Raw genomic sequence first — 430 nt, 5'->3', positions numbered from 1 at the left:
GGAGTTGGAACGTGATGTATTCGGTCGTGAGCGCCAGCGCCTGCGCCTGATTGAACGCCGAACCGCGCAGCGCGCTGCGCAGCCACAGCCCATCGATCAGCGCCGCCAGCCCCTTGGCCGCCAACCGCGCCTGCGGCTGCGGCATGACGCGGCGAAACTCGGCGCACAGGTTGGAATAAAGCCGGCGGCCGTTCACCTGTTGCAGCCGGTTGAGCTGCGGCTGGTGCAGGCTGCTGGCCCAAAAGGCCAGCCAGGTCTTCATCGCCGCGCTGTTGATCTGGCTGTCGTCGAAGTTGCCGGCGACGATCGCCTGCAGCCGCGCCGCCGGGCTGTTATCGGTGAGCGCCTGCAAGCGCAACTTCACCGCCTCGCCCAGATGGCTGATCAGATAGCGCATCGTGGCTTCCAGCAGGCCGTTCTTGTCCTTGAA

At 66.0% G+C, this 430-nt stretch carries 1 protein-coding gene; it reads right to left on the bottom strand.

Annotated elements, in window-relative coordinates; translation table 11 throughout:
• Positions 1-430 (bottom strand): transcriptional regulator BetI (gene betI, locus HFC70_RS26440; RefSeq protein ID WP_168476304.1); only part of this gene is annotated, 430 nt, incomplete at both ends.

The sequence above is a fragment of the Agrobacterium sp. a22-2 genome (genome assembly GCF_012276985.1).
In the GTDB taxonomy this organism is placed as follows: domain Bacteria; phylum Pseudomonadota; class Alphaproteobacteria; order Rhizobiales; family Rhizobiaceae; genus Allorhizobium.
This window is presented reverse-complemented; position numbering and strand designations above follow the sequence as displayed.